Here is a 22,186-nt window from a genome sequence, read left to right on the forward strand (position 1 = left end):
TCCGGGTGAGCAGGTCACGGCGACGGCGACCTACACGCTGACGCAGGCCGACATCGACGCCGGCATGGTGCACAACGCCGCAACGGTCGGCGGCACCCCGCCCACAGGGGACCCGGTCGATGATAGCGACGAGCACGATGTGCCGCTTTCGCAGCTGCCGGTCATCGACCTGGTCAAGACCGGGACGATCGACGGCGAGGGTGTGGTCGGCGACGTCGTGAACTACCAGTTCACGGTCACCAACACCGGCAACGTCACACTGACTGACGTGTCGATCGCGGATGAGCTCGACGGTCTCTCAGACATCGTGTTCGGCGATTGGCCCGGCGAAACAGGCGTCCTTGCGCCTGGAGAGCAGGTCATGGCGTCCGCGACGTACGTCCTGACGCAGGCTGATGTCGACGCCGGTGGCGTGGACAACACCGCGACGGCGACAGGGAACCCGCCCTCGGGCGATCCCGTCGCGGACGAGGATGACGTGACGGTTCCCGTCGCTCCTGGACCGGGGATCGACCTGCGCAAGACCAGCGACCTCGACCAGGGTGCCGGCTCGACCGCAGGCGATCAGGTGACCTACACCTTCACCGCCACGAACACGGGCAATGTGACGCTCACCGATGTGTCGATCAGCGATGAGCTGGAGGGCCTGTCGGAGATCACGTACACGTGGCCGGGCGAGCCGGGAGTTCTTGCTCCGGGTGAGCAGGTCACCGCGACGGCTACCTACACGCTGACGCAGGCCGACATCGACGCGGGCACCGTGGACAACCACGCGCTCGTGGTCGGCAACCCGCCGAGTGGCCCAGGAGTGGAGGACGATGACGAGGTGACGACGCCGCTGCCGCAGCAGGGCGCCATCGACATCGTCAAGACCGGCAAGCTGAGCGGCGACACGATCAACTACATGTTCGTCGTCACCAACACCGGCTCAGTCACACTGTCGGGCGTCGAGATCACCGACGAACTCGAGGGCCTGTCGGCGATCGTCTACGGTTCGTGGCCCGGCGAACCCGGAGTTCTTGCTCCGGGGGAGCAGGTGACGGCGACCGCGAACTACACCGTGACCGGTGCAGATCGTGATCGTGGGCATGTGGACAACCACGCCATGGTGACGGGCAACCCGCCCAGCGGCGACCCCGTCCAGGCTGACGATGACGAACAGATCGCGATCGGGTCGCTCGCGGCCACCGGCGGGGAGCTGGGCTGGGGCATCACCGTCCTCGCGCTGCTCCTGCTGACTGGAGGCGGCATCCTGCTGATCTCCCGTCGACGTCGCGCAACGGTGAGCTGAATCGTCGGTGCCGGTGCGGACGACCCCCTCTCTGCGTCCGCTCCGGCACCGCCGCGTACCACCTCTCGTTGAGGAGTGCGACAACTGAATAGGGCGAATGCACCCGTGGAGTGGAGCCCGCAGAGGCATTCGACGACGGCCGGACAGGCCGTCACAGCGGCCCGCCCGGCTTCCCTGAGGCCGGGCGGACCGTCAGCCATCGTGAAGAGGAACCCCATGGCAGCAGTGACCGCAGCATCGGGGGACGATTCGACCGTGCGCACGCGTGAACCGCGGTCCAACTCCCTGCCCGCCGATGAACGGTGGATCGCATCGAGCCTCGCCCACGCCATGCGCTGGGCACAGCTCGTCGGCTTGGTCCTGGTGCAGCTCGTTCTTCTCATCACGGCACTCGTGTCGACACTGGACGTGCCCAACATCGCAGCAGTCCTCGTCGCGGGCGGTGTGGTGGCCGCGGGCGCTGCCGTGCTGGTTCTGCGCGCGCACGCACTGGTGCTGATCGTGACGTTCTACCCTGCTTTGGGGTTCTACTATGTCGTGGCGGTGGATCCGAGCGAACCGCTCTTCAGCGCGCTGATTCCTCTGACAGCGTGGAGCGTGATCCTCCCGATCATGCTCCGCGCGGGCGCCTGGCCGATCATCGTGTCCGGCGGGCTTGCCCTGACGTGCGCGACAGTGATCGTGTATGCGCACCCGGATTGGGATCGATCCGTGATGAGCCAATCGCTGGCGACCAATATCATCCTCGTGGTCAATGCCGCCGTCTTCATCTGGTTCCTGCGTCGAGTCGCCACCAGATTCGATCGACAGAAACGCGCAGCGTTCGAAGAAGAGGCGCGCGCGGTGCGTCGGCGGGCGTCGAAAGACGCCGCCGCCGAGTACGTCCGAGTGCTGCACGACACCATCGTGAACACCTTCGGCGCGCTGGCACGTGAGGGGACCCTCGAGGCGAACGCCCTGGACGCGCGGTCGAGATGCCGAGGCGATCTCGAACGGATTCGGAGCTTCCAGCGCGGCTCATCCGCGGGACGACGTCACCGGCCCAGTCTGACAGACCTCGAGCACGTCGGCCTTCCCGTGAATTGGACGGGGATCGCGGGCGACGATCTTCGCCGTTTTCAGGCGCTGCTTCCCCTGCCGGTGCTCGATGCACTCTGCGGCTGCGCAGCCGAGGTGGTTCTCAACGCGACGAAGCACTCGGGAGCTGAGGTCGTCGACGTCGATGTCGAGTACGCCGATGACGTTCTGCGCGTGACGATCTCCGACGACGGGCGCGGATTCGAACGAAAGGGCGTCCGGGAGCGTGGGATCGCAGATTCGCTCTTCGCACGAGGCGAGTCGTACGGCATCGCCGTCGCACTGGACTCGGCGATCGGGGAGGGCACCAAGGTCTCTCTCGTCTACCCTCTCGGCCTCGCCGCTGCCGATGATCGAGAGGGGCACAGCGGACCGCTTCGCCATTTCACCCGGGTGATGACCGTCGCCTGGGCGGTGCACGCCGTTGCGATCGGTGTCTCACTCGAGATCGTCAGATCGGGGGGTGGCAGTCTGCTCTCGTACGGGCTCCTCGCAGTCCTTGTCGTGTTCGCCGGCATGGTCTGGGTCGTGAGTCGACGTGATGGTCGCCATCCGTTGTGGCTGATATCGCTGATGCTGGCCGCGATCCCGGCGCTGAACCTGTGTGCGCTCGCATCCTTCGGACAGGGAGTCGATGGCCCCGACCTGCTCCAGGCGGTGTCGTTGACGGTCGTGCCGGTCCTGCTTCATGCGTCCAGCCGATCGTTCGCTCCGTTCTACATCGCCATCAGCCTGCAGATCGCCAGCATGGTGATCATCGGGGTGTTCTTCATCGCGCCTGGTCCTCAGCAGTATTCCGATGTGATTCTGCTCGAAGCTCCTACGGCCGCACTGTTGGTGATCTGGTACGTCCTCCTCCTCAAGTTCCGATCCATAGACCTGGAGATCGCGGATTCGCATCACAGCACGGCACGGGCATTGCGAGAGGCGGCCGCTCACGAGGCGGCTGCCGAAGTTCAGGTGCAGTGGAGCGCATTCGGCTTGCGGGATTCGTTCCAGCTGCTGCAGGAGATCGCTGATGGTGTGGTGTCGTCGAGTGATCCGGAGACCCGCCGACGGTGTGGGGACGAGGAGGCGTTTCTCCGGCAGATCAGCGCCCTCGCGCAGGCGGATACGCTCATCACGCGCTGGTTCGCACTGGGTCTGGCCGAGGCTCGAAGAAGGCGGATCCGACTCGAGCTGCATGCCGAAGACGCTCACGTCGACGACGTGGATCAGGCCGAGGAGTTCGGCCGTCTCATGCTCGACTGCATCGCCGCCAGCGTCGAGAACAGCACGCTGTACGTGACGCTTCTGCAACGCCAGGCGAACGTGCAGATGCTCATCGTCGGGAGCAGCACAGGCGGGCTCGCCGATCCTCTGCGCGAACGCGCGCGGGAACACGTACGAGTATCGACCGAAGAGCTCAAGGGCGTCGTCCTGGTCGAGGCCACTCTGGCTGATCCGGCACCGTGAGTGCAGGCCTCGATCTCTCGTAGGTCGAGAACGGGAGCGTCATGACCGACATCGCCATCCGCTTCTATACGTTCAAGGCGGCGCTCGTGCCCGGTGATACGACCGAGTGAGGCGGGGCGCTTCAGCTCACTCAGCCAAGAGGCCGGCCACCACCGGGTGATTCTCCCTCTCGACCTCGGCATTCGCCCGAGCATCTACGACTGAGCGCACCCCGCGAGGTATGCCGCGAGCGACTCCTCGTGGTCGGCGGGGGAGAAGCCCGCGGCCTCGATCTTCGACAGATCCAGCACGCTGTTCGCGGGGCGCGGGGCCACGGGATCCGTCGCGCCCGCGAAGTAGCCCGCCGTCGACACGGGCGAGACCCTGTCGGGGGCGTGTCCCGTCAGCTCGAACACGCGGCGCGCGATCTCGCACCACGAACGCGGCTCGCCGGATCCCGTGAGGTTGTAGACACCGAACGGCGCGTGCGAGTCGAGCAGGTGCCGGATCCCGCGCGCGATCTCGCTCGTGAACGTCAGCCGGCCCACCTGGTCGTCGACGACCGACGGATCCACGCCCCGCTCGGCGAGCGACGCCATCGTCCGCACGAAGTTCTTCCCCTCGCCGATGATCCACGACGTGCGCACGACGTAGTGCCGCGGCGCCGTGGCGGCCGCGATGTCGCCCGCCGCCTTCGACTGGCCGTACACCCCGACAGGGCACACGGCGTCGGACTCCGCGTAGGGGCGGGGCGAGGAGCCGTCGAACACATAGTCGCTCGAGACGTGCACCAGGGTGATGCCGTTCTCCGCGGCCACCCGCGCGAGCGCCGCGACGCCTGTCGCATTCGCTGCCCACGCCGCCGCACGGTCGATCTCGGCCCGGTCGACCGCCGTGTAGGCGCCCGCGTTGACGATCGCCCCGTAGTCGCGCCAGCGGCGGGCGCCCGCGATGTCCCCCGTCAGGTCGAGATCCTCGCGCGTCGCGAACTCGATCGGCGCGTCGGATCCCGCGAACTCCTCGCGCAGCGCGCGCCCGAGCTGCCCGTTCGCCCCCACGACGAGGATCCTCTTCGGCGCGATCGGCATGACGTCCGCGAGCCGCGGGTGCGCGCGATCCTTCTCGCTCAGCTCCGCCTCCGCGAGCGGGATCGGCCAATCGATGGCAGTCGTCTCGTCGGCGAGGTTCAGGAACGAGTACGACGCGTCGGGCGACCAGTGGTCGTTCACGAGGTACGTATACGCCGTGCCCGGCTCGAGCGTCTGGAACGCGTTGCCCACCCCGCGCGGCACGAAGATCGCCGACCCCGGCGAGATCTCCGCCGTGAACACACGCCCGAAGCCCGCGCCCGCGCGCAGGTCCACCCACGCGCCGAAGATCCGCCCCGTCGCGACCGACACCCACTTGTCCCACGGCTCCGCGTGGATCCCGCGGGTCGTCCCGACCGCGCCGTTGAACGAGATGTTGTTCTGCACGGGGCCGAAGTCGGGCAGCCCGAGCGCCGTCATCTTCTCGCGCTGCCAGTTCTCCTTGAACCACCCGCGCGCGTCGCCGTGAACATCGAGCTCGGCGAGCAGCATCCCCTCGATCGGGGTCTCGTGGATCCGCACTACTGCCCCTTCGACGCGTAGAACGCCTCGACGCCGTCCTTGGCGCCCGCCCACCACGATTCGTTGTCGCGATACCACCGGATCGTCGCCTCGAGGCCCTCGCGGAAGCCCGGATACTGCGGGCGCCACCCGAGCTCGGCGCGCAGGCGCGACGAGTCGATCGCGTACCGCAGGTCGTGCCCGGGGCGGTCGGCGACGAGATCGTAGTCGCCGGGATCCTTCCCCATGAGGTCCAGGATCGTCTCGACGACGTCCTTGTTGCTCTCCTCGCCGTCCGCGCCGATGAGGTACGTCTCGCCGATCGCGCCGCGGTCGAGGATCGCCAGAACCGCCGACGAATGGTCGTCGGCATGGATCCAGTCGCGCACGTTCTCGCCCGTGCCGTACAGCTTCGGACGGATCCCGCGGATCACGTTCGTGATCTGCCGCGGGATGAACTTCTCGACGTGCTGGAACGGCCCGTAGTTGTTCGAGCAGTTCGAGATCGTCGCCCGCACGCCGAACGATCGCACCCACGCACGCACGAGCAGGTCCGACGCGGCCTTCGTCGACGAGTACGGCGACGATGGGTTGTACGGGGTGGTCTCGGTGAACCGCTGCGGGTCGTCGAGCTCGAGGTCGCCATACACCTCGTCGGTCGAGATGTGGTGCAGGCGCACATCGTGGCGGCGCGCGGCCTCGAGCAGCGTGTAGGTGCCGACGACGTTCGTGTCGAGGAACGGCCGCGGGTCGTCGAGCGAGTTGTCGTTGTGCGACTCGGCGGCGTAGTGCACGACGGCGTCGTGGCGCGCGAACAGCTCGTCGACGAGCGGCGCGTCGGCGATGTTGCCCACGACGAGCTCGACGCGATCCGCGGGGAGCCCCGCGAGCGACGCCCGATTGCCCGCATAGGTGAGCTTGTCGAGCACCGTCACGGTGTGGTCCGTATGCGCCACGATGTGGTGCACGAAGTTGGATCCGATGAAACCGGCGCCGCCGGTCACGAGCAGCCGAGCCATCAGCGTCCCCTCTCCAGGAGGTCGAGCAGGTACCGGCCGTAGCCCGATTTCACGAGCTTCTCCGCGCGCACACGCAGCTCATCGTCGTCGAGCAGCCCGCGGCGCCACGCGATCTCCTCGGGCGCGCCGATCTTCTGCCCCGTGCGGTGCTCCATCGTGCGCACGAAGTCGCCGGCCCCGATCATGTCGTCGAAGGTGCCCGTGTCGAGCCAGGCCGTGCCGCGGGGGAGCACCTCGACCTGCAGCGAACCGCGCTCGAGGTAGGCCCGGTTGATGTCGGTGATCTCGTACTCGCCGCGCGGCGAGGGCGTCAGCCCGCGCGCGATCTCGATCACGTCGTTGTCGTAGAAGTACAGTCCCGGCACGGCGTAGTTGCTCTTCGGGTGCGCGGGCTTCTCCTCGAGCGAGAGGGCGCGACCTTCGGCGTCGAAGTCGACGACGCCGTAGGCCGACGGATCTGCGACCCAGTAGGCGAAGATCGCGCCGCCCGTGATGTCGGCGAAGCGACCGAGGCGCGTGCCGAGGCCCGGCCCGTACAGCAGGTTGTCGCCGAGCACGAGCGCGACCGAGTCGTCGCCGATGAAGTCGGCGCCGATCGTGAAAGCCTGCGCGAGGCCGTCGGGGGAGGGCTGCTGTGCGAACGAGATGCGCGCGCCGAACTGCGAGCCGTCGCCCAGCAGGCGCTCGAACGCCGGGGCGTCGTGCGGCGTCGTGATGACGAGGATGTCGCTGATCCCCGCGAGCAGCAGCGTCGACAGCGGGTAGTAGACCATCGGCTTGTCGTACACAGGGACGAGCTGCTTCGACACCCCGAGGGTGATGGGGTGCAGTCGTGTGCCGCTGCCGCCGGCGAGGATGATGCCCTTCACGAGAACCCATCGTGTCATGGGGAGGGCCGCCGCGCCCGCAAGATAGCATCGCTGAGGCCGATGAGACGAGGGGATCCGCATGATCGCAGCGCCCGACACCGACGAACGGGTGCAGGGATCCGAGTCCCTCTGGACACGGGTGCGATGGCCACTGCTCTCCGTCGTCGTCACGGTCGGGCTCGCGCTCGGTCGCGTGCTCGTCAACCCGCGGTTCTACTTCACGGACGACACCGAGCGCGGATCCTTCGGCCAGTGGTGGGCGCTCGGTGAGTACCTCACGCAGAGCAGGCTGCCGATCCTCGACCCGTCGGCGTGGCAGGGGGGCAACTACTTCGCCGAGGGCCAGTGGGGGATCCTCAGCCCCGTCACGTGGCTCATCGGGCTGAGCGCCTATGTCGCACCGGACGCGGCGCTGCACGCGACGGCATGGAAGGCGCTGTTCCTCGCGATCTTCGCGATCGGCATGTTCCTCCTCGCGCGGGACTTCGGCGCGTCGCGCCCGTGGGCGGCGCTCGCCGCCGTGCTCGCGCCCGCGGCAGGATTCACCGTCTACATGGACGCCGCGTCGTGGTCGACGGGACTGTTCGACTCGTGCCTGCTGCCGCTCGTGTGGTGGACCCTGCGGCGAGCGGTCGAGCGCGGGCGCTCGCCGATCCCATTCCTCGTGACGAGCTTCACCCTCATCACGTTCGGCTACGTGTTCGGCGTGATCGTGCTCGTCGTGCTGCTCGTCGAGACGCTCGTGCGGCAGATCGTCGCCCGCGACGGCGCCCGGATCCTGCGCACGCTGCTCGCGAGCGCATGGGGCGCGCTCTGGACGATCGTCGTCTACCTGCCCGCGATCATGACCTCGCCTGTGACCGAGCGCAGCACGGATCCCTTTGCGAACGAGCACTTCCTCAACGCCGACGTCGCCGACCTGTTCTCAGCGGGATCCCCGCTCACGACCGGGTCGATCGAGTCGTTCTGGGGGCCGGCGACGCAGGGTCCGCTCGTATACATCGCGTGGCTCGTGCCGCTGATCCCGCTGTTCCTCCCGATCCCGCGCGACGCCGTGCGGCGCCTCGTGCCCGTCTGGGTGCTCGGCATCGCGATGCTCGTGTTCGTGCTCGCGCCCAGCGAGATGGGGCCGATCCGGTGGCCGATCCGGATGATGCCGTATGTGGCGATCGCCGTGATCCTCATCCTCGCGGTCGCGGCGACGCGCGCGTTCCCCGAGCGGCTCACGCGCGGCCGGGTGTGGGCGGCGGCCGGTCTCGTCGCGGCGATGACCTACGTCAGCTGGGTCGGCGAGATGTGGTCGTGGAAGTCGCTCGCGCTCGCCGCCGCGCTCCAGCTCGCGGCGCTCTTGGGCTTCTGGCTGGTCGCCCGCCGCCGCGAAGACGGATTCGTCGCCGGCCGGACGTCTCCGTGGGAGCGGAAGACGATCGCCGTCGTGCTCGCGTCGATCCTCGTCACCGTCGTCGTCGGGGCGGCGCAGATGACGCAGTGGCGCGAGTCGCCCCTGCCGAGCGTGAACGCACCGACCGCGACGGACGAACTCGAGGGCGTGCTCGACGGCGCCGCGGGCGACGCCATCGTCGTGGGCAACTACTACACGGGCCAGTCGACGCCCGACAGCTGGGGCGAGCGCCTCATGGGCAACCTTTGGTACCTCAGCGACACCCCCGTCGCGAGCGTCTACACGGTGCTGCCGTTCGCCGCCTACGCCGAGGACCTCTGCAGCGACCTGCGAGGGCTCACGTGCGCCGACGCGCTCAGCACGCTCTGGAGCGTCGACGACGAGACCGGCGTGATGGTCAGCGACCTCATGAGCATCTCCACGATCGTCGCGGCGAAGGACACCTACCCCGACCGCCCCGCCGTCCCCGAGGGCTGGCACCTCGAGCGCGAGGGCTACTGGAACTGGTTCTTCGAGCGCGACGAGGAGCTGCCGAGCGCGGGCGGGGTCACGTGGCAGGGGTCCGGCACCTCAGTCGCCGTCGCCGAGGAGACGCAGACGACCGTGACCCTCACGGTCGAGGAGGTGGGATCCGATCCGCGGGTCGTGCTGAGCCGCCTGCCGTTCCCCGGATATTCGGTCGACGGCGCCGCGCTCGCGGACCCCGTGCGCGACTACCTGCTGACGGTGAACGTCGCCGACGTCGCCCCCGGCGACACGGTCACGGTGCGCTTCCTCCCGCCCCCGTTCCCGGTGCTCGCGGCGTCGTTCATCCTCGCGTGGCTCGTTGCTCTCGGCTGGCTCATCGGTCGCGCGATCGCCCGCCGCCGCGCCCGAACCCCCTAACCCTTCATTTCTGGCACATTTCTCCTGGGCAACCGGAACGGAGATGTGCCAGAAATGAAGGGTTGGGGGAGGGGCGCTACGGCCGGCGCCCGCTCTCGGACACCTTGAACGCGTAGAGGGGGCGGCGCTGCGACTCCTCGTAGATGCGGCCGATGTACTGGCCGACGACGCCGAGCATGAGCATCTGGATCCCGCCGAGGAGGAACATGCCGGCGGCGAGGAAGGTCCAGCCCTCGACCACCGAGTCGGGGTTCACCCAGCGCGCGATCGCGAGGTACACGGTCCAGCAGCCGGCGCCGACGGCGAGGATCATGCCGATCGCGCTGATGAGGCGCAGGGGGAACGAGCTGAAGCCCATGATCCCGTCGGCGGCGAGCTTCAGCATCTTGCTGAGCGGGTAGCCCGTCTGGCCTGCGTGCCGCGCGTCGCGGTCGAACTCGACGGCGCGCTGCTCGAAGCCGATCTCGGCGACCATGCCGCGCAGGAAGCGGTTGCGCTCGGGGTACCGACGCAGCTCCTCGACGACGCGGCGGTCCATGAGACGGAAGTCGCCCGTGTCGCGGGGGATCTCGATGCGCGCGAGCTTCGACAGCGTCCAGTAGAACCCGCCCGCGGTGAGGCGCTTGAAGAAGCCGTCGTCGCGCGTGCGGCGCTTCGCGTAGGCGACGTCGGCGCCGTCCTCCCACGCCGAGATGAGCTCGGCGGCGACCTCGGGCGGATCCTGCAGGTCGCTGTCCATGACGATCACCGCGTCGGCGTCGGCCACGTCGAGCCCCGCCGTGACGGCGATCTGATGGCCCCTGTTGCGGGCGAGCGCGTACACCGACACGCGATCATCGCGCTCGCGCAGCTCGCGCAGCAGGGCCAGCGAGCGGTCGCGGGATCCGTCGTCGACGAACACGAACTCGCACGCGTAGCGATCCGCGAGGCCCGCCGCGACGCCGGCGAGGCGCTCGTAGAGGACGGGGATGTTGTCCTGCTCGTCGTAGATCGGCAGGACGAAGGCGAGCGTCTTCATCGCCTCACCGCCCCGAGCACGCGATACACGATACGGCGCTGGCGGGCGAGCGCCCGTGCGCGGCGCGCCCCGCGGCGCACGTCGTCGGGCGTGACGGCGTCGAGCTCGCGCCCCGTCTCCTCGAACAGGCGCGTGATCTCGTCGGCCTGCTGGTCGACGAGCGCGACCGACCACTGGCCGCCTCCGACACGGAACGTCGACGCCACCTCGTCGTCGCGCACGAAGGATCCGTGGCGCAGCGCGCCGAAGTAGCTCGCGAGGTCGATCGCGTACGACCACCGGCCCTGCCAGCCGCCCGCGGCCTCGAGCACGGCGCGCCTCATCATGACCGCGCCGGGCTCGCCGAATGGGTTCGTGCCGCTGACCACGGCGCGCCGAACGGCTTCGTCGCCGGGAAGGGTCACATCGAGCCCCTGCAGTCCGCGCCGCTTCGCGATCGTGCGCCCCGAGGAGTCGACGATCCGTCGCCGGCCGGCGACGAGGGCGGCGCCGGGGTGGTCCCGCAGCAGCGCGGCCTGGCGGGCGAGGGATCCGGGCAGCACGGTGTCGTCGCCGGGGAGGAGCTTGAGGAACTCGCCGCGCGCGACGTCCGTCACGGCCGCCCAGTTCGAGGCCGCCCCGCCGCCCGCCGGCGTGCGCAGGAGCGTGACGCGCGGATCCGTCGTGAACGCCTCGGCGACCTCGTACGTCCCGTCGGACGATGCGTGGTCGGCGACGATCAGCTCGAGGTCGACGCCCGTCTGATCGAGAACGGACGCCATGGTCTCGGCGAGGAAGGACGCCTGCTCGTATGCGGGGATCACGACCGACAGCTCGGGAGAGTGCGGCATCACTCCTCCTTCCTCCGGTGGAACGAGAACCGGCTGTGCCCGAACCAGCTCAGGGCCACATACACGACGGTGAACAGCAGCTGCGCGACGATGCGATTCCACCCGAGCCCGAGCGTCAGGGCCGGGACGACGATGAGGTTGAGCGGGAAGATCACCACGTAGACGAGCTGGAAGCGCGCCAGGTCGAGCCAGAAGTGCCCGGTGACACGGAACACGAGGTGGCGATAGAGGAAGAACGCGCTGATCGACGACGCGACCTGCGCGCTCGCGATGACGGCGAAGTCGGCCCACGCCGCGCCGGGCGCCGCTGTGTCGATGGCGAGCGAGAAGAGGATGAACCACACGAACCCGACGCCCGTGTTGATGCCGCCGACGGCGAGGAACGCGATCCGGCGATCCCGGAAGAGCCGAAGAAGGGGGCCGTCGGGCCCCGCCATGCCGCCGACGGCGCCGGCGACCTCGCCCTCGGGCTGCTGATCCTCTGCCACTCGCGTCCTCATCCGAAACTTTCCCGCGATCGCCATTCCCCTGCGGCGGCGTCGATGCCAGACTAGTTGGCGCACGGCGACGGGCCGTGCGGAACACCGCCGAACAGAGGGGGCTCTATGGGATTCGATGACCTGGTGAACAAGGGCAAGGAAGCCTTCGAACAGAACAAGGACAAGATCGACGACGCCCTGCACAGCGAGCAGGCGGAATCCATCAGCGACTCCGTCCTCGACAAGGGCGAGCAGCTCGCCGAGAAGGTCGGGCTGGGTGATCAGGCGGGCGACATCCGCGAGAACCTCGACGACAAGATCGGCAACGAGTAGCACGACGGTCTCGGAGAGCCCCTTCCTGCGCCTCGCGGGAAGGGGCTCTCTGCGTCTCGTCGAGAGGTTGCTGGGAGGTCGGTGCGCGAACGCCGGGATCCCCGGAAACACGCGCCCGACGGCGCGACACGCCCGGGTTGCATTGAGGGCCGCGCGCCTGGCAGAATAGACCAGTTCCACATTCCGATGCCTGCGCTGTGCGCGCATCGGATCACTGCACCGGCAGTGCACAGGCGGCGCCTCGAGCGTCCAGATCTGGGCCGCGGGCAGAGGAGCGAATCACATCCCACCGCATGACGGCTCGTCCGTCGTGCCGTGGGGCTGACATGTGAACAAGGCGCAGCGTCCTGCGACGCGGATCCTCACGGGTCTGCTCCGCGGCGGCGAACGGTGCCGACCCGAAGGGTGTCCGGAGGGTACGTGCGTCCAATGCCCATCGAGGTACGACGCGAGAAGAGAGTGAGCAGACAAATGGCGGGACAGAAGATCCGCATTCGCCTGAAGTCGTATGACCACGAGGTCATCGACACGTCGGCGCGCAAGATCGTCGACACCGTGACCCGCGCAGGTGCGCAGGTCGTGGGCCCGGTGCCCCTCCCGACGGAGAAGAACGTCGTGGCGGTCATCCGTTCGCCCCACAAGTACAAGGACAGCCGCGAGCACTTCGAGAAGCGCACGCACAAGCGCCTCATCGACATCGTCGACCCGACGCCGAAGGCCGTCGACTCGCTCATGCGACTCGACCTTCCGGCTGACGTCAACATCGAGATCAAGCTCTGAGGTGCGACGTGGCTGACATCAACAACAAGATTTCGAAGGGCATGCTCGGCAAGAAGCTCGGCATGACCCAGGTCTGGAGCGAGGCCGGCAAGCTGGTCCCCGTCACGGTGATCGAGCTCGCGCCGAACGTCGTCACGCAGGTCCGCACCCCCGAGAAGGACGGCTACAACGCCGTTCAGATCGCGGGCGGCGAGATCGACCCCCGCAAGGTCACCCAGCCCCTCACCGGCCACTTCCAGGCCGCGGGCGTGACGCCCCGTCGTCACGTCACCGAGGTCCGCACGGCTGACGCCGCGGACTACGAGGCCGGCCAGGAGATCACGGTCGACGGCACCTTCGAGGCCGGCCAGCTGGTCGACGTCGTCGGCACCAGCAAGGGCAAGGGCTTCGCGGGTGTGATGAAGCGTCACAACTTCGCGGGCGTGGGCGCATCGCACGGTGCGCACCGCAACCACCGCAAGCCCGGTTCGATCGGCGCCTCGGCGACCCCGAGCCGCGTCTTCAAGGGCACGCGCATGGCCGGCCGCATGGGCGGCGAGCGCGTGACCGTCCTCAACCTCACGGTGCACGCCGTCGACGCCGAGAAGGGTCTGCTGCTCGTCAAGGGCGCCGTCCCCGGTGCGCGCGGCCGCGTCGTGTACGTCCGCAACGCAGTGAAGGGGGCCTGAGGCAGATGGCTGACTCGACTCTCGTTCTCGACGTCCTGAGCACGGATGGCAAGAAGGTCGGCACGGTCGACCTCCCGGCCCACGTGTTCGACGTCAAGACGAACGTTCCGCTGATCCACCAGGTGGTCACCGCGCAGCTCGCGGCGGCTCGCCAGGGCACCCACTCGACGAAGCGTCGCGGTGAGGTCTCGGGTACGGGCGCCAAGCCGTTCAAGCAGAAGGGCACCGGCCGCGCACGCCAGGGCTCGATCCGCCAGCCCGAGCACCGCGGCGGTGGCATCGTCCACGGCCCGAAGCCGCGCGACTACTCGCAGCGCACCCCCAAGAAGATGATCGCAGCCGCCGTCGCCGGTGTGCTCAGCGACCGCCTTCGCGGAGAGCGCATCCACGTGGTCGAGTCGTTCGGCGCCGAGGCGCCGTCGACCAAGGCCGCCGCGTCGTTCCTGGCCTCGTTCACGGCCAGCAAGAAGACGCTCGTCGTCATCGACCGCGACGACGAGATCGGCTACCTGAGCGTCCGCAACCTCGGCAACGTGCACGTCATCGTCGCCGACCAGGTCAACGCATACGACGTCGTCCGCAGCGATGACCTCGTCTTCACCAAGGCCGCCATCGACGCGTTCATCGCGATGAAGGCCGGCGCCAAGGAGGTCTCGGCATGACCGCGATCAACAAGGACCCGCGCGACATCATCTTCGCGCCGGTCGTCTCGGAGAAGAGCTACGGCCTGATCGACGAGGGCAAGTACACGTTCGTCGTGGACCCCCGCGCCAACAAGACCGAGATCAAGCTCGCCATCGAGAAGATCTTCGGTGTGAAGGTCGCCTCGGTGAACACCCTGAACCGTCAGGGCAAGTCCCGCCGCACCCGCTTCGGCACTGGCAAGCGCAAGGACACCAAGCGCGCCATCGTGACCCTCAAGTCGGGCACCATCGACATCTTCACGGCTGTCGCCTGATAGCTGGGAAGGACACAAGGAACGAATATGGCTATTCGCAACTACAAGCCCACGACCCCCGGTCGCCGCGGCTCGTCGGTGGCCGACTTCGCCGAGATCACGCGTTCGACGCCTGAGAAGTCGCTGCTCCGCCCGCTCACCAAGACGGGTGGCCGCAACAACCAGGGCCGCATCACGACGCGTCACATCGGCGGTGGCCACAAGCGCCAGTACCGCGTGATCGACTTCCGTCGCTCCGACAAGGACGGCATCGACGCGAAGGTCGCGCACATCGAGTACGACCCGAACCGCACGGCGCGCATCGCGCTGCTGCACTTCGCCGACGGCACCAAGCGCTACATCCTCGCTCCGGCGAAGCTGAAGCAGGGCGACGTCGTCGAGTCGGGTCCCGGCGCCGACATCAAGCCCGGCAACAACCTCCCGATGCGCAACATCCCCACGGGTACGGTCATCCACAACGTGGAGCTCCGCCCCGGCGGCGGCGCCAAGATGGCTCGCTCGGCCGGCGCCTCGGTGCGTCTCGTCGCCAAGGACGGCCCCTACGCGCAGCTCCGCCTGCCGTCGGGCGAGGTCCGCAACGTCGACGCGCGCTGCCGCGCCACGATCGGCGAGGTCGGCAACGCCGAGCAGTCGAACATCAACTGGGGCAAGGCGGGCCGCAGCCGCTGGAAGGGCATCCGCCCGACCGTCCGCGGTGTCGTCATGAACCCGGTCGACCACCCCCACGGTGGTGGTGAGGGTCGCACGTCCGGTGGTCGTCACCCCGTCAGCCCCTGGGGCCAGGCAGAGGGCCGCACCCGCCACGCCAACAAGGAAAGCGACAAGTACATCGTGCGTCGTCGCACCTCGGGCAAGAAGCGCAAGTAGGAGTTCAAGAAGATGCCACGCAGTCTGAAGAAGGGCCCCTTCGTCGACGAGCACCTGCTTCGCAAGGTCGCCTCGCAGAACGAAGCGGGAACGAAGAACGTCATCAAGACCTGGTCGCGTCGTTCGATGATCGTGCCGGCCATGCTCGGCCACACGATCGCCGTCCACGACGGTCGCAAGCACATCCCCGTGTTCGTGACGGAGGCCATGGTCGGCCACAAGCTGGGCGAGTTCGCGCCCACCCGCACCTTCCGCGGCCATGAGAAGGACGACAAGAAGGGCCGTCGCCGCTGACGCGGCGGCGCAAGAGGAGAGAGAAATGGTGGAGTCCATCGCACGCGTGCGACACATCCGCGTGACCCCTCAGAAGGCTCGTCGTGTCGTCGCTCTCATCAAGGGAAAGCAGGCCGATGAGGCCCTCGCGATCCTGAAGTTCGCCGCACAGGGTGCTTCGGAGCCGATCTACAAGCTCGTCGAGTCGGCGAAGGCCAACGCGCAGGTGAAGGCCGACGCCTCGGGCGAGTTCCTGAACGAGCAGGACCTGTTCGTCAAGAACGCCTTCGTGGACGAGGGGACGACGCTCAAGCGCTTCCGCCCCCGCGCCCAGGGTCGCGCCGACCAGATCAAGAAGCGCACGAGCCACATCACGGTCGTGCTCTCGACGCCCGAGACCGCCGATGCGGCCGCGGGCAGCAAGAAGAAGGCGAGCAAGTAATGGGACAGAAGATCAACCCTTACGGCTTCCGCCTCGGCATCACGACGGACCACACGTCGCGTTGGTTCGCCGACTCGACGAAGCCGGGCCAGCGTTACGCCGACTACGTTGCCGAAGACATCCGGATCCGCGAGCTTCTCCAGAAGAACCTCGACCGCGCCGGTGTCAGCCGCATCGACCTCGAGCGCACCCGCGACCGCGTCCGCGTCGACATCCACACCGCCCGCCCGGGCATCGTCATCGGGCGTCGTGGTGCGGAGGCCGAGCGGATCCGCAGCGAGCTCGAGAAGCTCACGGCGAAGCAGATCCAGCTGAACATCCTCGAGGTCAAGAACCCCGAGGCCGACGCGCAGCTCGTCGCGCAGGGCGTCGCGGAGCAGCTCGCTGCCCGCGTGGCGTTCCGTCGCGCGATGCGCAAGGGTCTGCAGGGCGCCATGCGCGCCGGCGCCAAGGGCGTCCGCATCCAGGTCTCCGGCCGCCTCGGCGGCGCCGAGATGAGCCGCACGGAGTTCTACCGCGAGGGTCGTGTGCCGCTGCACACGCTGCGCGCGAACATCGACTACGGCTTCTACGAGGCGAAGACCACCTTCGGCCGCATCGGCGTGAAGGTCTGGGTCTACAAGGGCGACCTCACGAACAAGGAACTCGCTCGCGAGGAGGCTTCGAAGAAGCCCGCCCGCGATCGTGGTGGCCGTCGCGGACCCCGTCGTGGAGACGACGCCGCGAAGAAGGCCCCGGAAGGAGCAACGGCGTAATGCTGATCCCCCGCAAGGTCAAGTTCCGCAAGCAGCACCACCCGAAGCGTTCGGGCCAGGCGACGGGCGGCACCAAGGTGTCGTTCGGCGAGTACGGGATCCAGGCGCTCACCCCCGCGTACGTGACGAACCGTCAGATCGAGGCAGCTCGTATCGCCATGACGCGTCACATCAAGCGCGGCGGCAAGGTGTGGATCAACGTCTACCCCGACCGTCCCCTCACGAAGAAGCCCGCCGAGGTCCGCATGGGCTCCGGTAAGGGTTCGCCGGAGTGGTGGGTCTCCAACGTCAAGCCGGGTCGCGTCCTCTTCGAGGTCGCGGGCGTGAGCGAGGAGCTCGCCAAGGGCGCGCTCACCCGGGCAATGCACAAGCTGCCGCTCAAGGCACGCATCATCAAGCGCGAGGAGGGCGACGCGTAATGGCGATCGGCACCAAGGAGCTCGCCACCACCGAGCTCGACACGTTCGAAGACCAGCGCCTCGTCGAGGAGCTGCGCAAGGCCAAGGAAGAGCTGTTCAACCTGCGCTTCCAGTCCGCCACCGGCCAGCTGGAGAGCCACGGTCGCATCCGCGCCGTGAAGCGCGACATCGCGCGCCTCTACACGGTCATCCGCGAGCGCGAGCTCGGGATCCGTGCGACGCCGGCCCCTGTCGAGAAGAAGGCCAAGAAGAGCAAGGCGAAGAAGGCCGATGAGGCCGCTGTCGCCGAGGGAGAGGCTGAGTGATGGCCAGCGATAACAAGACGGAGGCGACCGTCGAGCGCGGTTACCGCAAGTCCGTTCGCGGCTACGTCGTGAGCGACAAGATGGACAAGACCATCGTCGTCGAGGTCGAGGACCACGTGAAGCACCCGCTCTACGGCAAGGTCCTCCGCCGCACGAAGAAGCTGAAGGCCCACGACGAGCAGAACACCGCCGGCATCGGCGACCTCGTCGTGATCAACGAGACCCGTCCGACCAGCGCCACGAAGCGCTGGCGCCTGGTCGAGATCGTCGAGAGGGCCAAGTAAGCCCTCGGGCTCGCTTGAAGGAGTAACCAGTGATTCAGAACGAATCCCGCCTCAAGGTCGCCGACAACTCCGGCGCGAAGGAGCTGCTCACGATCCGCGTTCTCGGTGGTTCCAACCGCCGTTACGCGGGCGTGGGCGACACCATCGTCGCGACGGTCAAGGACGCGATCCCCGGCGGCAACGTCAAGAAGGGCGACGTCGTCAAGGCGGTCGTCGTCCGCACCGTGAAGCAGACGCGCCGCGACGACGGCTCGTACATCAAGTTCGACGAGAACGCCGCCGTGATCCTGAAGAGCGACGGGGAGCCCCGCGGCACCCGCATCTTCGGCCCGGTCGGCCGCGAGCTTCGTGACCGCAAGTTCATGAAGATCGTCTCGCTCGCCCCGGAGGTGCTGTAACCCATGGCCAAGATCAAGAAGGGCGACCTCGTCCAGGTGATCTCGGGCGCCACCCAGGAGCGCGGCGGAGACCGCGGCAAGCAGGGCAAGGTGCTCGAGGTCATCGGCAGCCGCGTGGTCGTCGAGGGCGTCAACTACATCACCAAGCACAACCGCGTCGGTCAGACGCAGCGCGGCACCAAGACCGGTGGCATCGAGACCTACGAGGCCCCGATCCACGTGTCGAACGTCGCGGTCGTCGACCCCGAGACCAAGAAGCCGACCCGCGTGGGCTACCGCGTGGAGGAGCAGGTCAAGGACGGCGTCAAGAAGACCGTGCGTGTGCGCGTCGCCAAGGGTTCGGGCAAGGACATCCCCGATCCCAAGGGAAAGTAAGGGTTATCAGATGAGCACGGACACCGCCGCGCAGGCTGGCCGAATCCAGCCGCGCCTGAAGCAGGTCTACCGGAACGAGATCCGCCAGAAGCTGCAGGACGAGTTCGGCTATGCCAACGTCATGCAGGTTCCCGGCGTCGTGAAGGTCGTCGTCAACTCGGGTGTCGGCGAGGCCGCTCGCGACAGCAAGGTGATCGAGGGTGCGGTCGCTGACCTCACCGCGATCACCGGCCAGAAGCCCGTCGTCACGAAGGCGAAGAAGTCGATCGCGCAGTTCAAGCTGCGCGAGGGGCAGCCCATCGGCACGCACGTCACCCTCCGCGGTGACCGCGCGTGGGAGTTCCTCGACCGCCTCGTGTCGCTCGCGCTTCCCCGCATCCGCGACTTCCGCGGCCTGTCGCCGAAGCAGTTCGACGGCACGGGGAACTACACGTTCGGCGTGACGGAGCAGTCGATCTTCCACGAGATCGATCAGGACAAGATCGACCGCGTGCGCGGCTTCGACATCACGGTCGTCACGACCGCGAAGACGGATGACGAGGGGCGCGCTCTGCTGACGCACCTCGGCTTCCCGTTCGTCAAGGACGCCTGAGCGGATCCGTCCACTCAGGGAAAACGCTGAGGATGCCGGGCTCGGTTTGGCCGAGCCCGGCTCCTTGGCGGACAATCGAATATTGGCTATCCACGTCGTGGAAGGTCGTCTGTCGTGTAACGGCAGCCGAAACCTCATGAACAAAGGACAACTCATATGACCATGACAGACCCGGTCGCAGATCTGCTGACCCGTCTGCGCAACGCGAACTCGGCGCACCACGACCAGGTGTCGCTGCCGTCGAGCAAGCTCAAGAAGAACATCGCCGAGATGCTCGAGCGCGAGGGCTACATCGCCGGGTGGGAAGAGACCGACGCACGCGTCGGCAAGACCCTCACCCTGACGCTCAAGTACGGCACCAAGCGCGAGCGCTCCATCTCGGGCCTCAAGCGCGTGTCGAAGCCCGGTCTTCGCGTGTACGCGAAGTCGAACGAGCTCCCCAAGGTGCTCGGCGGCCTCGGTGTCGCCATCCTGTCCACCTCCAGCGGTCTCCTCACGGACCGTCAGGCCGAGCAGAAGGGCGTGGGCGGGGAAGTTCTCGCCTACGTGTGGTGATCGACGATGTCGCGTATCGGCAAGCTTCCCATTGACATCCCCGCCGGCGTCGAGGTGAAGATCGACGGCCAGGACGTCTCGGTCAAGGGCGCGAAGGGCGAGCTCTCGCTCACCGTCGCCCGCCCGATCGAGGTCAAGGTCGAGGAGAACCAGATTCTCGTCACCCGCCCGGACGACGAGCGCGAGTCGCGTGCACTGCACGGCCTGACCCGCACTCTCATCAACAACAACATCATCGGCGTCACGCAGGGCTACTCCAAGGGCCTCGAGATCGTCGGCACGGGTTACCGCGTGCAGCAGAAGGGCTCGAACCTCGAGCTCGCTCTCGGCTTCTCGCACCCCGTCGTCGTCGAGCCGCCGGCCGGAATCACGTTCGCGGTCGAGGGCAACACGAAGATCACCGTCAACGGCATCTCCAAGCAGGCCGTCGGCGAGTGCGCCGCCAACATCCGCAAGATCCGCAAGCCCGAGCCGTACAAGGGCAAGGGCGTGCGCTACGCCGGCGAGCAGGTCCGCCGCAAGGCCGGAAAGGCTGGTAAGTAATCATGGCTGTGAAGTCGAAGTCTGCCGCGCGCTCGCGTCGCCACGCTCGCCTTCGCAAGAAGGTCGTGGGATCCGCGGAGCGCCCCCGTCTCGTCGTGACGCGCTCGGCGCGCCACGTCTTCGTGCAGGTCATCGACGACGCGCAGGGCCACACGCTGGCCTCCGCGTCGACCCTCGAGACCGAGCTCCGCTCGGCCGAGTCCGACAAGACCGCCAAGGCGCGCAAGGTCGGCGAGCTCGTCGCTGAGCGTGCCAAGGCTGCGGGTGTCGACACCGTCGTGTTCGACCGTGGAGGCAACCGCTACGCCGGTCGCGTCGCGGCCATCGCCGACGGCGCCCGCGAAGGAGGGCTGAGCCTGTGAGTGACAACAAGGAGACCGAAGTGACCACCGAAGCCGGTCAGACCGCGCCCGCCGAGGCGGCGCAGACCGAGCAGCGCCAGGAGCAGCGTCAGGACCGCCGCGGCGGCGGACGCGGCGGGCGCGGCGACCGTCGGGGCAACGACCGCGGTCGTGGCAACGACAGCCAGTTCCTGGAGCGCGTCGTCACGATCAACCGCGTGTCGAAGGTCGTCAAGGGTGGTCGTCGCTTCAGCTTCACCGCTCTCGTCGTCGTCGGCGACGGTGACGGACTCGTGGGCGTCGGCTACGGCAAGGCCCGCGAGGTCCCCCTCGCGATCTCGAAGGGCGTCGAGGAGGCGAAGCGCAACTTCTTCCGCGTTCCGCGCTCGGGCCAGTCGATCCCGCACCCCGTGCAGGGCGAGGCGGCGGCCGGTGTCGTCATGCTCCGTCCCGCATCGGCCGGTACCGGTGTGATCGCCGGTGGTCCGGTTCGTGCGGTCCTCGAGTGCGCGGGCATCCACGACGTGCTGTCGAAGTCGCTCGGCTCGTCGAACACGCTGAACATCGTGCACGCGACGGTCACGGCGCTGAAGCAGCTCGAGGAGCCGCGCGCGGTCGCCGCGCGTCGTGGCCTCGAGTTCGATCAGGTCGCCCCGGCGCGTCTGGTCCGTGCGGAGGCCGAGGCCGCCGCCGCTACTGCGAAGGCAGGTGCCTGATGGCCGCGCGTCTGAAGGTCACGCAGATCAAGTCCAAGGTGAGCGAGAAGCAGAACCAGCGTCACACGCTGCGCAGCCTCGGTCTCAAGCGCATCGGCGACGCGGTTGTCCGCCCCGACGACGCGCAGACCCGCGGCTACGTCCGTGCGGTCGCTCACCTCGTCAAGGTTGAGGAGATCGACTGATGGCTGAGAACACCGAGCGCCCCGGGGTGCTGAAGGCTCACCACCTCCGTCCGGTCCCTGGTGCCAACACCGCGAAGACCCGCAAGGGCCGTGGTGAGGGTTCGAAGGGCAAGACCGCTGGTCGCGGCACGAAGGGCACGCGCGCCCGCAACACGGTGCGCGTGGGCTTCGAGGGTGGCCAGATGCCGCTGCACATGCGGGCTCCGAAGCTTCGCGGCTTCAAGAACCCGTTCCGCACCGAGTACCAGGTCGTCAACCTCGGGAAGATCGCCGAGGCGTTCCCCGAGGGCGGCGACATCACCTCCGACGTCCTCGTGGCGAAGGGGCTCGTGCGCAAGAACTCGCTCGTCAAGGTGCTCGGAGATGGCGACATCTCCGTGGCCCTGAACGTCTCCGTCGACAAGGTGTCGGCGTCGGCGAAGGCCAAGATCGAGGCCGCGGGCGGTTCGATCAAGTAACGCGCTGTCGCGCGTCGACACCGGAGGGCCGGGAGCGAAGAGCTCC

The 22,186-nt window shown here is 67.9% G+C and carries 30 protein-coding genes; 24 read left to right on the forward strand and 6 right to left on the reverse strand.

What is annotated here, in order from left to right; translation table 11 throughout:
• Together GB932_RS07935 and GB932_RS07940 are read left to right on the forward strand one after the other, a co-directional pair.
• A partial coding sequence (locus tag GB932_RS07935; RefSeq protein ID WP_156760169.1) for a CLIPPER-2 domain-containing protein occupies nt 1-1,291 on the forward strand: 1,291 nt, incomplete at its 5' end.
• Nucleotides 1,292-1,507: 216 nt separating this feature from the next.
• The gene (locus tag GB932_RS07940) at nt 1,508-3,823 is read left to right on the forward strand and encodes an ATP-binding protein (protein WP_156760170.1); all 2,316 of its coding nucleotides are present in this window, start codon (nt 1,508-1,510) and stop codon (nt 3,821-3,823) included.
• A gap of 194 nt (nt 3,824-4,017) precedes the next feature.
• Here GB932_RS07940 and rfbD read toward each other — a convergent pair whose 3' ends face one another.
• Genes rfbD through rfbA form a run of 3 tightly spaced genes read right to left on the reverse strand, consistent with a single transcriptional unit; the run spans nt 4,018 to nt 7,279 of the window.
• On the reverse strand, nt 4,018-5,412 hold the full coding sequence (gene rfbD, locus GB932_RS07945) for a dTDP-4-dehydrorhamnose reductase (protein ID WP_306769942.1): 1,395 nt from the start codon (nt 5,410-5,412) through the stop codon (nt 4,018-4,020).
• Nucleotides 5,412-6,410: a dTDP-glucose 4,6-dehydratase gene (gene rfbB / locus GB932_RS07950; RefSeq protein WP_156760171.1), complete on the reverse strand. Its 999-nt coding sequence runs from the start codon at nt 6,408-6,410 to the stop codon at nt 5,412-5,414. Before rfbB ends, rfbD begins: the two co-directional genes overlap by 1 nt.
• Complete coding sequence (rfbA, locus tag GB932_RS07955; protein WP_156760275.1) at nt 6,410-7,279, reverse strand: glucose-1-phosphate thymidylyltransferase RfbA; 870 nt, start codon at nt 7,277-7,279, stop codon at nt 6,410-6,412. The genes rfbB and rfbA overlap by 1 nt, the downstream gene beginning before the upstream one ends.
• Before the next feature lie 79 nt (nt 7,280-7,358).
• Here rfbA and GB932_RS07960 point away from each other — a divergent pair, with 79 nt between their 5' ends.
• On the forward strand, nt 7,359-9,566 hold the full coding sequence (locus GB932_RS07960) for a YfhO family protein (RefSeq protein WP_156760172.1): 2,208 nt from the start codon (nt 7,359-7,361) through the stop codon (nt 9,564-9,566).
• 76 nt (nt 9,567-9,642) lie between these two features.
• Here GB932_RS07960 and GB932_RS07965 read toward each other — a convergent pair whose 3' ends face one another.
• From GB932_RS07965 to GB932_RS07975, 3 genes are read right to left on the reverse strand one after another with little or no spacing between them, the layout of a single operon-like run.
• Nucleotides 9,643-10,584: a glycosyltransferase family 2 protein gene (locus tag GB932_RS07965; RefSeq protein WP_156760173.1), complete on the reverse strand. Its 942-nt coding sequence runs from the start codon at nt 10,582-10,584 to the stop codon at nt 9,643-9,645.
• The gene (locus GB932_RS07970) at nt 10,581-11,414 is read right to left on the reverse strand and encodes a glycosyltransferase family 2 protein (RefSeq protein ID WP_156760174.1); all 834 of its coding nucleotides are present in this window, start codon (nt 11,412-11,414) and stop codon (nt 10,581-10,583) included. The genes GB932_RS07965 and GB932_RS07970 overlap by 4 nt, the downstream gene beginning before the upstream one ends.
• On the reverse strand, nt 11,414-11,902 hold the full coding sequence (locus GB932_RS07975; RefSeq protein WP_197517387.1) for a GtrA family protein: 489 nt from the start codon (nt 11,900-11,902) through the stop codon (nt 11,414-11,416). The genes GB932_RS07970 and GB932_RS07975 overlap by 1 nt, the downstream gene beginning before the upstream one ends.
• A gap of 117 nt (nt 11,903-12,019) precedes the next feature.
• On the opposite strand from GB932_RS07975, the gene GB932_RS07980 reads away from it, so the two are divergent.
• The 21 genes from GB932_RS07980 to rplO all read left to right on the forward strand — a co-directional run bounded on the left by GB932_RS07980 (nt 12,020) and on the right by rplO (nt 22,140).
• A complete protein-coding gene (locus GB932_RS07980) occupies nt 12,020-12,226 on the forward strand; it encodes a hypothetical protein (protein WP_156760176.1) in 207 nt (68 codons plus the stop codon).
• 471 nt (nt 12,227-12,697) lie between these two features.
• The gene (gene rpsJ / locus GB932_RS07985; protein WP_110589670.1) at nt 12,698-13,006 is read left to right on the forward strand and encodes a 30S ribosomal protein S10; all 309 of its coding nucleotides are present in this window, start codon (nt 12,698-12,700) and stop codon (nt 13,004-13,006) included.
• An 8-nt stretch (nt 13,007-13,014) separates the two neighbouring features.
• Nucleotides 13,015-13,674, forward strand: a complete 660-nt coding sequence (gene rplC, locus GB932_RS07990) for a 50S ribosomal protein L3 (protein WP_156760177.1) — start codon at nt 13,015-13,017, stop codon at nt 13,672-13,674.
• A gap of 5 nt (nt 13,675-13,679) precedes the next feature.
• Nucleotides 13,680-14,336: a 50S ribosomal protein L4 gene (gene rplD, locus GB932_RS07995; protein ID WP_156760178.1), complete on the forward strand. Its 657-nt coding sequence runs from the start codon at nt 13,680-13,682 to the stop codon at nt 14,334-14,336.
• Nucleotides 14,333-14,632 (forward strand): 50S ribosomal protein L23, encoded by a 300-nt coding sequence (gene rplW / locus GB932_RS08000; RefSeq protein WP_156760179.1) that lies wholly within the window; start codon nt 14,333-14,335, stop codon nt 14,630-14,632. Before rplD ends, rplW begins: the two co-directional genes overlap by 4 nt.
• 27 nt (nt 14,633-14,659) lie before the next feature.
• A complete protein-coding gene (rplB, locus tag GB932_RS08005) occupies nt 14,660-15,499 on the forward strand; it encodes a 50S ribosomal protein L2 (protein ID WP_156760180.1) in 840 nt (279 codons plus the stop codon).
• Between the two features lie 12 nt (nt 15,500-15,511).
• Nucleotides 15,512-15,793, forward strand: coding sequence for a 30S ribosomal protein S19 (gene rpsS / locus GB932_RS08010; protein WP_156760181.1), 282 nt, complete (start codon nt 15,512-15,514; stop codon nt 15,791-15,793).
• A 25-nt stretch (nt 15,794-15,818) separates the two neighbouring features.
• A complete protein-coding gene (gene rplV, locus GB932_RS08015) occupies nt 15,819-16,214 on the forward strand; it encodes a 50S ribosomal protein L22 (RefSeq protein ID WP_156760182.1) in 396 nt (131 codons plus the stop codon).
• On the forward strand, nt 16,214-16,969 hold the full coding sequence (gene rpsC, locus GB932_RS08020) for a 30S ribosomal protein S3 (RefSeq protein WP_156760183.1): 756 nt from the start codon (nt 16,214-16,216) through the stop codon (nt 16,967-16,969). The genes rplV and rpsC overlap by 1 nt, the downstream gene beginning before the upstream one ends.
• Nucleotides 16,969-17,388, forward strand: coding sequence for a 50S ribosomal protein L16 (rplP, locus tag GB932_RS08025; RefSeq protein WP_156760184.1), 420 nt, complete (start codon nt 16,969-16,971; stop codon nt 17,386-17,388). The genes rpsC and rplP overlap by 1 nt, the downstream gene beginning before the upstream one ends.
• Entirely contained in the window at nt 17,388-17,693 is a 306-nt protein-coding gene (gene rpmC, locus GB932_RS19600) for a 50S ribosomal protein L29 (protein WP_156760185.1), read from the forward strand. The genes rplP and rpmC overlap by 1 nt, the downstream gene beginning before the upstream one ends.
• Complete coding sequence (gene rpsQ, locus GB932_RS08035) at nt 17,693-17,977, forward strand: 30S ribosomal protein S17 (RefSeq protein ID WP_156760186.1); 285 nt, start codon at nt 17,693-17,695, stop codon at nt 17,975-17,977. The genes rpmC and rpsQ overlap by 1 nt, the downstream gene beginning before the upstream one ends.
• 29 nt (nt 17,978-18,006) lie before the next feature.
• The gene (gene rplN / locus GB932_RS08040) at nt 18,007-18,375 is read left to right on the forward strand and encodes a 50S ribosomal protein L14 (protein ID WP_156760187.1); all 369 of its coding nucleotides are present in this window, start codon (nt 18,007-18,009) and stop codon (nt 18,373-18,375) included.
• Nucleotides 18,376-18,378: 3 nt separating this feature from the next.
• Nucleotides 18,379-18,750: a 50S ribosomal protein L24 gene (rplX, locus tag GB932_RS08045; protein WP_156760188.1), complete on the forward strand. Its 372-nt coding sequence runs from the start codon at nt 18,379-18,381 to the stop codon at nt 18,748-18,750.
• Between the two features lie 10 nt (nt 18,751-18,760).
• A complete protein-coding gene (rplE, locus tag GB932_RS08050; RefSeq protein WP_156760189.1) occupies nt 18,761-19,342 on the forward strand; it encodes a 50S ribosomal protein L5 in 582 nt (193 codons plus the stop codon).
• A 156-nt stretch (nt 19,343-19,498) separates the two neighbouring features.
• Nucleotides 19,499-19,897 carry a 30S ribosomal protein S8 gene (rpsH, locus tag GB932_RS08055; RefSeq protein ID WP_156760190.1) on the forward strand — a complete coding sequence of 133 codons (399 nt, stop codon included), beginning with the start codon at nt 19,499-19,501 and terminating at the stop codon, nt 19,895-19,897.
• Nucleotides 19,898-19,903: 6 nt separating this feature from the next.
• Nucleotides 19,904-20,440 carry a 50S ribosomal protein L6 gene (gene rplF, locus GB932_RS08060; protein ID WP_156760191.1) on the forward strand — a complete coding sequence of 179 codons (537 nt, stop codon included), beginning with the start codon at nt 19,904-19,906 and terminating at the stop codon, nt 20,438-20,440.
• Between the two features lie 2 nt (nt 20,441-20,442).
• Complete coding sequence (gene rplR / locus GB932_RS08065) at nt 20,443-20,802, forward strand: 50S ribosomal protein L18 (RefSeq protein ID WP_110589686.1); 360 nt, start codon at nt 20,443-20,445, stop codon at nt 20,800-20,802.
• Nucleotides 20,799-21,497, forward strand: a complete 699-nt coding sequence (rpsE, locus tag GB932_RS08070; protein ID WP_156760192.1) for a 30S ribosomal protein S5 — start codon at nt 20,799-20,801, stop codon at nt 21,495-21,497. Before rplR ends, rpsE begins: the two co-directional genes overlap by 4 nt.
• Nucleotides 21,497-21,682 carry a 50S ribosomal protein L30 gene (gene rpmD / locus GB932_RS08075; RefSeq protein WP_029151044.1) on the forward strand — a complete coding sequence of 62 codons (186 nt, stop codon included), beginning with the start codon at nt 21,497-21,499 and terminating at the stop codon, nt 21,680-21,682. Before rpsE ends, rpmD begins: the two co-directional genes overlap by 1 nt.
• Complete coding sequence (rplO, locus tag GB932_RS08080) at nt 21,682-22,140, forward strand: 50S ribosomal protein L15 (RefSeq protein WP_156760193.1); 459 nt, start codon at nt 21,682-21,684, stop codon at nt 22,138-22,140. Before rpmD ends, rplO begins: the two co-directional genes overlap by 1 nt.
• The last annotated feature ends 46 nt before the right edge of the window (nt 22,141-22,186 follow it).

This window comes from Microbacterium karelineae (genome assembly GCF_009745985.1).
In the GTDB taxonomy this organism is placed as follows: Bacteria; Actinomycetota; Actinomycetes; order Actinomycetales; family Microbacteriaceae; genus Microbacterium; species Microbacterium karelineae.